The sequence below is a fragment of the Xanthomonas sp. SHU 199 genome, from assembly GCF_000364665.1.
GTDB classification, from domain to species: Bacteria; Pseudomonadota; Gammaproteobacteria; order Xanthomonadales; family Xanthomonadaceae; genus Xanthomonas_A; species Xanthomonas_A sontii.
Genome location: NZ_AQOI01000736.1, coordinates 1 through 12,926 on the forward strand (window position 1 = coordinate 1; position 12,926 = coordinate 12,926).

The 12,926-nt window shown below is 63.6% G+C and carries 10 protein-coding genes, 1 tRNA gene and 1 pseudogene; 7 read left to right on the forward strand and 5 right to left on the reverse strand.

All coding sequences use genetic code 11. From position 1 onward, the window contains the following. The 7 genes and pseudogenes from D183_RS25470 to D183_RS0120420 all read left to right on the forward strand — a co-directional run. Positions 1 to 214, forward strand: a pseudogene (locus D183_RS25470) (ubiquinone biosynthesis protein UbiB); the annotation flags it as partial. Positions 215 to 546: 332 nt separating this feature from the next. Further along, positions 547 to 1,182, forward strand: a complete 636-nt coding sequence (gene lexA, locus D183_RS0120395) for a transcriptional repressor LexA (RefSeq protein ID WP_017910626.1) — start codon at positions 547 to 549, stop codon at positions 1,180 to 1,182. Positions 1,183 to 1,378: 196 nt separating this feature from the next. Then, complete coding sequence (gene recA / locus D183_RS0120400) at positions 1,379 to 2,416, forward strand: recombinase RecA (protein ID WP_017910627.1); 1,038 nt, start codon at positions 1,379 to 1,381, stop codon at positions 2,414 to 2,416. 116 nt (positions 2,417 to 2,532) lie between these two features. Next, positions 2,533 to 3,027, forward strand: a complete 495-nt coding sequence (gene recX, locus D183_RS0120405; protein ID WP_017910628.1) for a recombination regulator RecX — start codon at positions 2,533 to 2,535, stop codon at positions 3,025 to 3,027. Between the two features lie 106 nt (positions 3,028 to 3,133). Next, entirely contained in the window at positions 3,134 to 5,785 is a 2,652-nt protein-coding gene (gene alaS, locus D183_RS0120410; protein ID WP_017910629.1) for an alanine--tRNA ligase, read from the forward strand. Between the two features lie 136 nt (positions 5,786 to 5,921). Continuing rightward, positions 5,922 to 6,134 (forward strand): carbon storage regulator CsrA, encoded by a 213-nt coding sequence (gene csrA / locus D183_RS0120415; protein WP_010341308.1) that lies wholly within the window; start codon positions 5,922 to 5,924, stop codon positions 6,132 to 6,134. An 81-nt stretch (positions 6,135 to 6,215) separates the two neighbouring features. Continuing rightward, positions 6,216 to 6,308: transfer RNA gene (locus tag D183_RS0120420), tRNA-Ser, on the forward strand. Between the two features lie 991 nt (positions 6,309 to 7,299). Here D183_RS0120420 and ampC read toward each other — a convergent pair. The 5 genes from ampC to D183_RS0120445 form a co-directional block, all read right to left on the reverse strand. Further along, positions 7,300 to 8,469 (reverse strand): class C beta-lactamase, encoded by a 1,170-nt coding sequence (ampC, locus tag D183_RS0120425; protein WP_017910631.1) that lies wholly within the window; start codon positions 8,467 to 8,469, stop codon positions 7,300 to 7,302. 144 nt (positions 8,470 to 8,613) lie between these two features. Next, positions 8,614 to 9,840: an aminotransferase class V-fold PLP-dependent enzyme gene (locus D183_RS0120430; protein WP_017910632.1), complete on the reverse strand. Its 1,227-nt coding sequence runs from the start codon at positions 9,838 to 9,840 to the stop codon at positions 8,614 to 8,616. 45 nt (positions 9,841 to 9,885) lie between these two features. Continuing rightward, positions 9,886 to 10,851, reverse strand: coding sequence for a 2OG-Fe(II) oxygenase family protein (locus D183_RS0120435; protein ID WP_026144706.1), 966 nt, complete (start codon positions 10,849 to 10,851; stop codon positions 9,886 to 9,888). A 37-nt stretch (positions 10,852 to 10,888) separates the two neighbouring features. Continuing rightward, positions 10,889 to 11,848: a 2OG-Fe(II) oxygenase family protein gene (locus D183_RS0120440; protein WP_017910634.1), complete on the reverse strand. Its 960-nt coding sequence runs from the start codon at positions 11,846 to 11,848 to the stop codon at positions 10,889 to 10,891. A 63-nt stretch (positions 11,849 to 11,911) separates the two neighbouring features. After that, a complete protein-coding gene (locus D183_RS0120445; RefSeq protein ID WP_198527683.1) occupies positions 11,912 to 12,892 on the reverse strand; it encodes an isopenicillin N synthase family oxygenase in 981 nt (326 codons plus the stop codon). Between the last annotated feature and the right edge of the window lie 34 nt (positions 12,893 to 12,926).

The window sequence follows — 12,926 nt, forward strand, 5'->3', positions numbered from 1 at the left end:
GCTGAAGGGCTTCGGCGACCAGGTCAACCGCGCCGCCAACCGCCTGACCATGGGCATCGTCACCGCCGCGCTGATCATCGGCTCGTCGATCGTGATGAACAGCGTCGGCGGCATTTCCAGCCGCTGGCTGCTGGCGATCGGCGTCTGCGGCTTCGTCGGCGCGGCGCTGTCGGGGGTGTGGATCCTGTTCTCGATCTGGCGCAGCGGGCGCTGAGCGCGGCGCATGCTCTCGAGCACGGTTCGCCGGAAGCTGAGGCGGCTGGTCCGCAGGCAGCGCCCCGCTTCACAGGCGTGTCGGCGCGCACGCGATCCCTTGTGGGAGGGGCTTCAGCCCCGACGCGATGCACTCGAATCCCCCGGTACACATCGCACTGACGCTGTGCGGGGTCCAAAAAGGCCGCCAGGCTCAGAAGCCTCGCGCCTGCCGACGACGGCATTGCGGGCGGTCGCGCGGAGCATCCATCACTGGCGGCAGCGAAGCGCGCCGGCACTCCAGACCCACGCGCCAGTTGCTCGTCAGCTAATTTAGTAGTATTACTACTAACCATGGACCTGACCGAAACCCAGCAGGCGATCCTCGACCTGATCGCCGAGCGCATCGAACACGACGGCGTACCGCCGTCGCAGACCGAGATTGCCCGTGCCTTCGGCTTCAAAGGCGTGCGCGCGGCCCAGTACCACCTGGAAGCGCTCGAACAGGCCGGCGCGATCCGCCGGGTGCCCGGGCAGGCGCGCGGCATCCGCCTGCTGGGTGGGGCGGCCGCTCCGGCCCCCGCGCCGCAGGTGGACAGCGCCGACGTGCTGCGCCTGCCAGTACTCGGACGTGTCGCCGCCGGCCTGCCGATCGGCGCGGACATCGGCTCCGACGACTTCGTGGTGCTGGATCGGGTGTTCTTTTCGCCGGCACCCGATTACCTGCTGAAGGTGCAGGGCGACTCCATGCGCGACGAGGGCATCTTCGACGGCGACCTGATCGGCGTGCACCGCACCCGCGATGCCCGCTCCGGGCAGATCGTGGTGGCGCGCATCGACGAGGAGATCACGGTCAAGCTGCTCAAGATCGGCAAGGACCGCATCCGCCTGCTCCCGCGCAACCCGGACTACGCACCGATCGAGGTGCTGCCGGACCAGGAGTTCGCCATCGAAGGCCTGTACTGCGGCCTGCTGCGCCCCAACCGCTGATGCCGCGCGTGGAGCAGGGCATGCACTACAGCGCCGGCCGGACTTTTCCGACCCCGGATATCGCCATTCGCCGCTGCCGTCGCCCGGTTCGGACGAATTATTTTCATCTCGCCACGCACTGTCTCAGTCCGTGCGATACCAGGCCCTTACATTGACCTCACTCCGCAAATCCTCCTCACCTTCCAAGGACACCACAATGGACGAGAACAAGAAGCGCGCGCTCGCCGCCGCCCTGAGCCAGATCGAGAAGCAGTTCGGCAAGGGCTCGGTGATGCGGATGGGCGATCGCGTCATCGAAGCGGTGGAAGTGATCCCGACCGGCTCGCTGATGCTGGACATCGCGCTGGGCATCGGCGGCCTGCCGAAGGGCCGCGTGGTCGAGATCTACGGTCCGGAATCCTCGGGCAAGACCACCCTGACCCTGCAGGCGATCGCGCAGTGCCAGAAGAACGGCGGCACCGCCGCGTTCATCGACGCCGAGCACGCGCTGGACCCGATCTACGCGGCCAAGCTGGGCGTCAACGTCGACGAGCTGCTGCTGTCGCAGCCGGACACCGGCGAGCAGGCGCTGGAAATCGCCGACATGCTGGTGCGCTCGGGCTCGGTGGACATCGTGGTGGTCGACTCGGTTGCCGCGCTGACCCCCAAGGCCGAAATCGAAGGCGAGATGGGCGATCAGTTGCCGGGCCTGCAGGCGCGCCTGATGAGCCAGGCGCTGCGCAAGCTCACCGGCAACATCAAGCGCTCCAACACCCTGGTGGTGTTCATCAACCAGTTGCGCATGAAGATCGGCGTGATGATGCCGGGCCAGAGCCCGGAAACCACCACCGGCGGCAACGCGCTGAAGTTCTATGCCTCGGTGCGCCTGGACATCCGCCGCATCGGCGCGATCAAGAAGGGCGACGAGATCATCGGCAACCAGACCAAGATCAAGGTCGTCAAGAACAAGTTGGCGCCGCCGTTCAAGCAGGTCGTCACCGAGATCCTCTACGGCGAGGGCATCAGCCGCGAGGGCGAACTGATCGACATGGGCGTGGAAGCCAAGCTGGTCGAGAAGGCCGGCGCCTGGTACAGCTACGGCAGCGAGCGCATCGGCCAGGGCAAGGACAACGCCCGCGGTTACCTGCGCGACAACCCGCAGGTCGCGGCCAAGCTGGAAAGCGAGCTGCGCGAGAAGTTCCAGCCCACGGAAATCGCCCCGAGCGAGGCCGAGGCGGAAGACGACGACGCGTAATGGTTTTCTGCCGGGGGAGCGGTGGAGTCAGTGCCGCTCGTCTCCCTCGGCAGTCTTGAGCAAGCCAGGAGGGCGCGCGCCAGGGACGGCGCATTTTGAATGGGGTGGCATCGCCCATGAGCGACGAACAGGCACAAGAAGCACCACGTCGGCGTCGCCGGCAACCGGAACAGACGCCGCTGCAGAAGGCGCTGGGTCTGCTGGTGCGGCGCGAGCATTCGCGCAAAGAGCTGACCCGCAAGCTGCGTGCGCGTGGCGTGGAAGCCGACGCCGCCGCGGAGGCAGTGGAACGCCTGAGCGGCGAGGGCTGGCAGGACGACGGGCGCTTTGCCGAACTGCTGGTGCGCAGCCGCGCCGGGGCAGGGTATGGCCCGCTGCATATCCGTGCCGAGCTTGGGACCCACGGCCTGGACAGTGAGGCCATCGCCACCGCGATGGGGGCCTTCGAGGGCGACTGGACCGAAAACGCGCGCGATCTGGTCCGGCGCCGCTTCGGTGCTGCCGGGGCGATGGACCTGCCGCAGCAGCGCAAGGCCGCCGATCTGCTGGCGCGGCGCGGTTTCGATGGGGACAGCATCCGCGCCGCGGTGCGCGACGCTGCGGAGGACTGAGCGGGCCGGGCCTGCTACCCTTGGCGAGTTGTCTTGTCCGGTTTCCGTGGCGCCCTCATCTACGAGGGAGCGCCAGGACGCCCGTCCGCTCGTCTATAGCCAGCCCATGAACGCACCCGCCAAATTCTCCACCTCCCAGATCCGCAGCGACTTCCTCGACTTCTTCAAGGGCAAGGGCCATACCATCGTGCCGTCCGCACCGCTGGTGCCCGGCAACGATCCGACGCTGCTGTTCACCAATTCCGGCATGGTGCAGTTCAAGGACGTGTTCCTGGGCGCCGAGAAGCGCAGCTACGTGCGCGCGGCGGACGTGCAGCGCTGCCTGCGCGCCGGCGGCAAGCACAACGACCTGGATTCGGTCGGCTACACCGCCCGCCATCACACCTTCTTCGAGATGCTCGGCAACTGGTCGTTCGGCGACTACTTCAAGAAGGACGCCATCGCCTGGGCCTGGGAGCTGCTGACCCAGGTCTGGAAGCTGCCGGCCGAGCGCCTGCTGGTCACCGTCTACCACACCGACGACGAGGCCTACGCCTTGTGGCGCGACATGATCGGAGTGCCCGCCGAGCGCATCGTGCGCATCGGCGACAACAAGGGCGCGCCCTACGCCTCGGACAACTTCTGGCAGATGGCCGACACCGGTCCCTGCGGCCCATGCACCGAGATCTTCTACGACCACGGCGCGCACATCGCCGGTGGTCCGCCGGGGTCGCCCGACGAGGATGGCGACCGCTTCATCGAGATCTGGAACCTGGTGTTCATGCAGTTCGATCGTCAGCCCGACGGCACCCTGGTGCCGCTGCCGGCCCCCTGCGTGGACACCGGCATGGGCCTGGAGCGCCTGGCCGCGATCCTGCAGCACGTGCACACCAACTACGAGATCGACCTGTTCCAGACGCTGATCCGCAAGGCCTCCGAACTGACCGGCACCGCCGACCTGGAGAACAAGTCGCTGCGCGTGATCGCCGACCACATCCGCGCCTGCGCGTTCCTGATCGTCGACGGCGTGCTGCCGTCCAACGAAGGCCGCGGCTACGTGCTGCGCCGGATCATCCGCCGCGCCCTGCGCCATGGCTGGATGCTCGGCGTGCGCCAGCCGTTCTTCAGCAAGCTGGTGCCGACCCTGGTGGAACTGATGGGCGAGGCCTATCCGGAACTGACCGCCGCCCAGGACACCGTACTGCGCGCCCTGCAGGCCGAGGAGGAGCGCTTCGCCGAAACCCTCGATGCCGGCATGAAGATCTTCGAGGACGTCGCCGCCAAGGCGCAGGGCGGGATGATCGCCGGCGAGGACGCCTTCCGCCTGTACGACACCTACGGCTTCCCGCTGGACCTGACCCAGGACATCGCCCGCGAGCGCGATCTGCGCGTGGACGAGCAGGGCTTCGAGACGGCGATGGACGAGCAGCGCCGGCGCGCGCGCGAAGCCGGCAAGTTCGGCGGCGGCGTGCAACTGCCGGCGGACCTGGTGGCGACGCTGGCCCCGACCGTGTTCCTGGGGTACGACAGCCTGCAGGCCGAAGGCCTGCGCGTGGTCGCCCTGCTCAAGGATGGTCGTCCGGTCCAGTCGGTCCAGGCCGGCGATGCGGTGATCGTGCTGACCGACAAGACGCCGTTCTATGCCGAATCCGGCGGCCAGGTCGGCGATCTCGGCACACTGACTGCCGCCGGCACCCAGGTGACGGTCACCGACACGCAGAAGTTCGCCGGCCAGTTCCATGGCCACGTCGGCACCCTGGAAGAAGGCAGCCTGAAGCTCGGCGACGTGCTCGCCGGTGAGGTCGATGCCGAGCGCCGCGGCGCCACCATCCTCAATCACTCGGCGACGCATCTGCTGCATGCGGCCCTGCGCGAGGTACTAGGCACCCACGTCCAGCAGAAGGGCTCGCTGGTGGCGCCGGATCGGCTGCGCTTCGACTTCTCGCACTTCCAGCCGATCGGGGCCGAGGAACTGGCGCTGATCGAGCGCAAGGTCAACCAGCAGGTCCGCGCCAACAACGCCGCCGAAGTGCACCAGATGGGCATGCAGGAAGCGCTGGACTTCGGCGCGATGGCGCTGTTCGGCGAAAAGTATGGCGAGCGCGTGCGCGTGCTGAAGATGGGCGACTACTCCACCGAACTGTGCGGTGGCACGCACGTCGGCCGGACCGGGGACATCGGCCTGTTCAAGATCACCAGCGAAGGCGGCGTCTCTGCCGGCGTCCGCCGCATCGAGGCGGTGACCGGGCAGGGCGCGCTGGACTACGTGGCGGCCGAGGAGGCCCGGCTGCGCGAGGCGGCCGACCTGGTCGGCGGCAACAGCCATGACGTGGTCGACAAGATCCGTCAGCTCGGCGACCGCTACAAGCGCCTGGAGCGGGAGCTGGAGGCGCTGAAGGCCAAGCTGGCGTCCGGCGCCACCGCCGACCTGGCCGGTTCGGCGATCGACGTGGCCGGTGTGAAGGTCCTCGCCGTGCGATTGGAAGGCTTCGACGCCAAGGCCCTGCGCGAGGCGATGGACCGTCTGAAGCAGCAGCTGGGCGATAGCGTGATCGTCCTGGCCGGCGCCAGCGAGGGCAAGGTCGCCCTGGTCGCCGGCGTGAACGGCAGCCCAATGGGACGGGTCAAGGCCGGGGAACTGTTGAGCCATATCGCCGGTCAGATCTCGGGCAAGGGCGGCGGCCGCCCGGACCTCGCCCAGGGTGGTGGCGAGGACGGGCCCGCCCTTGCCCCTGCACTCGCCGGCGTCCCCGCCTGGGTCAAGCAACATCTCCCCTGAACATCCGAACGCCGCGCCTTGCTGGCAGGGCGCGGCTTCCCGTAACATCACTCCTCTTTTCACTTTCATTATGGGGCGTGCCGCAGCGCGGGCGCCGTGCCGGTGAGACCCACCGGTTCCCTGGAGAATTCTAAAAATGTTGATCCTGACTCGCCGGGTAGGCGAAACCTTGATGATCGGCGATTCGGTCACCGTGACGGTGCTTGGGGTCAAGGGCAATCAAGTGCGTATCGGCATCACCGCGCCGAAGGATGTGGCGGTGCATCGCGAAGAGATCTACCAGCGCATCCAGCGCGGCGACGAGCCGAACTCCCACGGCGGCGGTCACGGCGACCAATCTGCCGATTGATGCGTCGAAAGGGTTTACCTGAGACCCCACAACCCGGTATTCTTCGCGCCCGGTCGCGGAATATCCGCAGCGCAGAAATCCGGAGTGATGCCCGAGTGGCTGAAGGGGCTCCCCTGCTAAGGGAGTATAGGGTCAAAAGCTCTATCGAGGGTTCGAATCCCTCTCACTCCGCCAGTGTCAAGGAAACGCCCGCAAATCAATGGTTTGCGGGCGTCTTTCTTTTTTCCGACCTTGGACACTCGCTTGGACACTGCCATGCGAGTCGCGCACTCCCTTACGCGCGGCGAGATACGTTCGTTTGCGCGTTCCTGCGGATCTGCACAGCCTCTTTTGCGCATGGTCGTCACGCGACGCGTCAGCGGCCCAAACGCGCGATCGCGCCGCGCCTAGCGATGCGCGGCTGCTTCCTGCTGCGACAGTGCTTCGCTCACTCCTTGGGCCATCCGTGTGGTCAGGGAGGGCTGGAGCGCTTGAGGAGTGCTTGGTGAGCAGGTCGTCACTTCAAGAATTCGTTGGGGGGCAAGTCGCGCCAAGCGCCCACCGCTCCTTCAGCAAGCGGCTGTGCAGCACTTTGTGCCGTCGTCCATGCCCTGGTCGCTGAGGACCATCGAGTCGATCAGCGAAGCTCGCCCATTGGCGTGGCTTCGCCGATGCACGTGACGGGTCCGGCCCTCGTGGCGAGCCGGCTTAGCGACCAGCGGCCGCAGGGGTATACCGTGGCGGCGCCACCATCGTACTTGCTGGCTGATGAGCGACCTGAGCGGGCTTCACTTGTTGCTGCCTTGGCTAGAACCACTCTTGCGTAGTTGTCCGTCGTCGCAGTGCTTCTTCATCCCGCCTATCGCCGCAGTTTCCTTCGTATTGATTACGCTCGACAGGCCGGCTGGTGCGGTTCGCGATTCTGGACGCGGCAAGCTGAGCCCTGCTGTGCATCAGGCTGCCGGTTTCGGAGCCGATCGCTGATCGAGGCCGACGTAGGGCGTCGAGTGTTGAAGAGGATAATGTTCGCCCGAACCCGGGGAGAACCGGATCGCTCAACCTGCGATCTGGGAGGCGATGGCTCGTCGGCTCGGTGACGCTGACCGATAGTTGGATCAGCACGGCGCGCCGAGTGTCGACGACATCGTCATGTGTGCATGCACTCGGCAGAACGGAAAAGGGCGCTTCAGCGTGATGGCGCCCTTTGCAGTCCGTGTGCGACATCCAGCACGGCACTGGCCAGGCTCAATCGCGCTTCCATGGAAATGTTCCGGTTGATCAACAGGACGATGCCGATCCTGTTCGACGGATTGAATGCGACGTATGCGCCAAAGCCACGGGTCGATCCGGTCTTGTTGATCAGAACATTTTGCTGTGGTTGCAATGGTGGCTTCAGCACCTCCACGGCATTGCTCTCGTAGATGACCTTCTGGGAGCTGTTGGTCAACAGCGCGTTCTGGGTGGTTGGATAAGGAATCTGCTCCCAGACCAGATCCTGGGTCATGTCGCCGAGCTTGAAGTAACCGGTGTGAGTGTCTTCGATGGCTCGCCTCAGCGCAGGTTGCACTTCGATCAGGCCGAGATTGATTTCGACAAACCGCAGCAGATCCTTGGCGGTGGTCTTTATGCCGTAGGTCGGTTCCCAAAGGGCGCCGGGTTTCATGCGCACGGGAACATTGTTCTCATCGTAGCCCTGCGCGTACAGCGCCTGTTTTCCGGGCGGAACGTAGAGGTAGGTGTTGGGCAGTGCAAGCCTGGGAAGCAGGATGTCCTCCATCGCCTTGCGAAACGGGACATGCATGCTTTTTGCCGTGATCAGCCCCAGCATGCCGATGCTCGGGTTTGCGTAAGTGCGTTTCGTGCCGGCCGGGTACTGGGGTTTCCATGTCTGAAAATAGGCAGTGACCTGGGCGTCGCTTTTGACATCCTCCGGCATCTGCATCGGGAAGCCGCCTGCCGTATGCGTCCCGAGGTTGAGCAGCGTGACCTTGTCGAAGTCGTGACCCTTCATCTCCGGCAGATACTTGCTGGGATGATCCATCAGGGACAGCTTGTGGTTGACCTGCGCATAGGCGGCCAAGGTGGCGGTGAAAGTCTTGCTGATCGAGCCGATCTCGAACAAGGTATCTTTGCCGATCTTTGCCTGCGTCGTTCGCGAGGACACGCCGTAGGTGGCGTAGTAGTCGGTTCCATCGACCGTCATGGCGATGGCCACTCCGGGTACGTCGTACTGCGTCATGAACGCCTGCACGGTGTGCTGTAGCTGTTTCTCCGCGTCTGCCCGCGAAGTGGGCGCGTCCTTTGCGCTGCTGATGGCGGCAACGAACAGCAAACAGAAGCCGAGGAGCCTCTTCATCGTCTTTACCCTTCCTTCTTATTAGGTGCCGAGGATTGTGGCGATCGCGTGCGCCCGCGAATCTTGCCGCTTCCGCGTGCGACAGGATGGACAAAAAGGCGACGCGAAGGAAGCGGCTCAGTCGCGGGAGTTGGCCATTGCAGGCTAAACGGCAGCCGGTCGGGGGCTTGACGATGATCTGCTCATGAGCGCAGCAAGGCATTCGACCAGGTAGTCGATGTCCGAACACCTGTTGTAGACGTGAGGCGACACCCGAAGCAGCGCCAGGTCCTGGCGCTCGACGACGGAGACCTCCAGATGGAACTGCTCCCAAAGCAAGCCTTGCAGCTGTGCCGGCAGTGCTGCAGAGGGCAGCTGGAACGCGATCATGGGCCCGCTCAACGAAGGGTCGGAGGGCGTCGCGGCGATCAGCCCCAGGGCTGTGAGACGTACGCGCGCATAGTCGGCCAGCATGCGCATATGGGCGTGGGCCTGGTCCGGCTCGAAGGAGCGGTGGAAGGCGATGGCCTCCGGCAGGGCGAGCCATGGGCAGATGTCGCGAGTTCCCTCGCATTCGAGTCGCCGCAGCCGAGGGGTGCTTCCGAATCGATCGCGTTCGTCCGGCGCCGAGGCCGCCTGCGCGCTGTGGTGTCCCCAACTGATCGTCAATGGCTGCAGTCGCTCTTCCCGCTCGTGTCCGAGATAGAGGAAGCTCGCACCGCTCGGCGCAAGCAGCCACTTGTGACAACTACCGAGGTAGAAATCGCAGGGAATCTGTTGCAGGCGCAGTGCGCTGGCCGCCACCGCATGCGCGCCGTCGACCACGCTGATGATGCCGCGCCGCCGTGCTTCTTCGCAGATCCGCCCGGCGGGCAGCACCAGCCCGGTTGCCGAGGTGATGTGACTGAAGAAGATCAGGCGAGTCTGCGGCCCCATGGCGTGAACGGCCGTTTGCACGATTTCCTCTGGGTCGGACGGCATGGGCGGAGCCTGGAAGGTTCGAAGCGCCAGACCGTGCCGGTCCGCAATGCGTTCCCAACACCATCGCATGGTCAGATATTCCTGGTCGCTGAGCAGGATTTCGCCGGGAGCGGCTAGCGCCAGCGAGGACGCCACGAGGCTTGCCGCGGCGCTGACGCTCGCGGTGAAAACAAGGCGGTTGGGGGCGCAATCCAGGAATTCGGCGAGCTCCTCGCGTGCGCGCCAGAGTAGATCGGGCGCCTGGCGCAACAGAAAATCCGTTGGTTCTTCTGCAAGTCGGTGCCGGAGCGCCGCGGTCACCTCGAACACGGCGCGCGGAAGCGGGCCGAATGAGCCCGCATTCAGATAGACGACGTGGGATGGCAACAGCATGCGCTCACGCATGCCCTTCGCGTCGATAGGTGAAATCATGAACAGATTTTTCCGCGGGGAAGATGGGCGCGGCGCCGTGCGCTGTCAGCGTGGCACGCGCTTTGCACTCTGTGGTTGCTGCGTCATGACGTGCATCTCCATGTAATTGGCGCCGCACCACTCGCCGAAGGTGGCGTGCTCGCCGTTCAGGTCGTCGCCCATGCCGAGCGCCTTGGCCAGAGGTACGGAAAAAGTGAATTCAGAACGGGGCCGCAGGAAGAGCACGCTTGATGTGCGATTGCTGCCGATTCGTTGCGTCATGCTTGGCGAAACTACCCGATGCTGCGGTGCTTTGATCTTTCCATCTGATACCAGTGGTGCGATGGACCCACAGAAAACCACTACGCATCCAGGACGCGGCGCCAATTCGACGAAGCGTCCATCGATCTCCACCTGCAGACTGACGAATCCGTTTGGGCATGGGGTCTGCAAGATCAGGGATACGATTGACAAATCGTAGTGAGGCGCCATGCGGTTGGGCTGCTGTTCGGCGCAACGATCTTCGGGGACATCAGGAAAGTAGCGAAACCGCAGCACCGGGTCGCAATCGAGCAAGGTGTCGATGTCCGTATTGAGATGGACATCCATGCTCGTAAGCACGGCTTTCGCCGTCTGTTGCGAAATTGCATAGTAGATGTCGAAGTAATTGCTCCACAGCCGTTCGAAGTCCTGCGTGGGGAACAGGTTGCCGGAGATCCCCATCGAGTAGACCATCGCGTAATCGGAGTATTCGCCTGTATTGGTGCAGCGCGCGGTGCTTTCGGAGCCTAGCGGAGAAAATCCGCGGCGCATGTTCGTTCTACTGTTTGTGACAGCCTGCTTTGCGGCGTCGTCGGCATTGGCGAAGAACGTCATCGCGGCGTTTCCCGCCTGGGCGTGCGCGTCGTTCAGAGGGCCGTTCACCTCAAGATAGAAGACGCCTTGTTCGCTCACGCAGTGGCGCAGTTCTTTCATCTGCTCGCCCCGCATGATGTTTTCCAGCGCGAAAGTCGGAACGGTCCGTTCGTTCATGCGCTTGCACTCCTTCTGTGGTGGGTCGCTTCAGAGGTCAGGCCAGCGCCGCGGCACGCGGATCGGCGGCAGCGGAGCGGAGATTGACGTAGTTGCCGCCGATCCATTCACCGAACGTGGCAGTGTCGGCTGTGAAATCGACATCCAGGCCGGCGGCCCTGGCAAGCGCGACCGAGAATCGAAAATCTGGTTTCGGACGCAGGAAAAACACGCTGGAAGTGCGCGCACTGCCGCTGCGCTGGCTGATCGATGGCGAAGCGACCTGATGCCGTGGCGCCTTGATCCTTCCATTCGATACGAGCGGGGCGACTGCGCCGCAGAACACCACCATGCAACCGGGCAGTGGTGGAACATCGACATAGCGATCGTTCACGGCGCACTGCAGACTGACGAAGCCATTGGCACATGGCGTCTGCTGGATGGCGGTAATGATGGAGAGATCGTAGTGCGGCGCCATGCGGCGCGGCTCCTGTTCCGCGCATCGGTCTTCCGGCACTTCGGGGAAGTAGCGGAAACGCAGCAATGGATCGCATTCCAGGAACGCATCCAGTCCCTCGTCGAGATTCACGTCGGCGGCTTGCAGTACGCAACGCGCGATGTCCCGGGTGACGCCGTAGAAACGATCGAAGTAGGCGGTCCAGATATCCTCGAAGGGTTTGGATGGGAACAGGTTCTGTGAAAGGCCTATGGAGTAGACCATCGAGTAGTCCGTATATTGGCCACCCTTGGTGATTTTTGCTGTACTTTCCGCCTCGAGGTCGGAAAGTCCTCGTCGGATGTTGGGCGTGAGGTTGCGCAGCGCGTCTTTTTGCTCCGCTGTGCTGTTCTCGAAGAGGTTCATGACGGCTTCCATCGCGTTTCGATGCTGCCTTTTCAGGTCGTCGTCTTCCCTGATGTAGAAAACGCCGGTCTCGAAAAGCGACTTGCGTAAAGAGTCGTTGCGAATGCGCTGCTTGAGCTCATCCAGTTCAAAGACATGGATCCCCGTGTCGGTCATTTGTGTCGCCTCGGCGCTGGAAGGGTGGGATGCGAATGTCGTGTGCAGTTCAGGTCAAGTGGATCAGGTCTGGCCATTGGCCTTGATCAGGTCGAGAAGTCCGTGCTGCAGATAGTCGCCATAGGAGAGCGCCCTGTTGGTGTGGGCGGGGAGGTGTTGCGCAGGGGAAAAAGGCGCGATGGTGCTTCGGTACGAAAGATTGGCAAAGAAGGGAATGGAAAGGCGCTCGGCATTGATGAATTTGACCCGGTGCCTCGGCGCTGGGTAATAGTCATGCGTGATGTGCGCCATGTAAGTCCCGCAGTTGACCAGGAAATGTTCTTCGGAAGCCGGTATGTCCATATAGCCTTCTGCGGTTTCGACCTGCAGGTTGGGGATGGCTGTCTGATAGAGAACGGTGATCAGTGAGACGTCCTGGTGATGTTCGAAACTGAGTTTTGTTCCGTCGGTCGCGATCTTGACTGGCGGGTAGTCTTCGAGATACGGATAGCGGATCAGCGATACGGCCGACAAGGTGTCCTGCGCGGTAAAATGGGACTCGAAGAACGTTTCATCCTTTCCCAGGGCGATGGCGAAGCCGCGCAAGATCAAGGATGCGACTTCGAACACGTTCGTGTAGTAGCGTTCGTAGAATGGGCGAAAGCCGGGATACTTTTCCTCGTTTGGCCAGATATTGACTTCGTGGGAGGGCAACCCCTGTCTGATCAGCGCGTGCTCCGCATTGAATGATGGGTTCAGATAGCAAAACGACTCGTTGGCCTTCCTGCCCTTCACCGCCATGTAATAGCCGTTTCGGTTCCTCGGATTGGCCGGATTGTAGGCATTGATTGCCAACTCCCATTTTTCTTCCTCGGACATGGACATATGCCAGTCCGTGGTTACCTTCTGCAGCGCTGCCAGATCGACGCCGTGATTGGCGGCATAGAAGAATCCGGAATCGCGGCAGGCGCGATCTATTTCGGCGGCGGCATTGCGCTTGGCGGCCGGGTCGCTGCCCGCGAGCCTGGAAATGTCGATCACCGGTACGTCGGCATGGCTGTTCATGGTCATCTCTGTCGCTGAGGGAAGTTGTCGATGC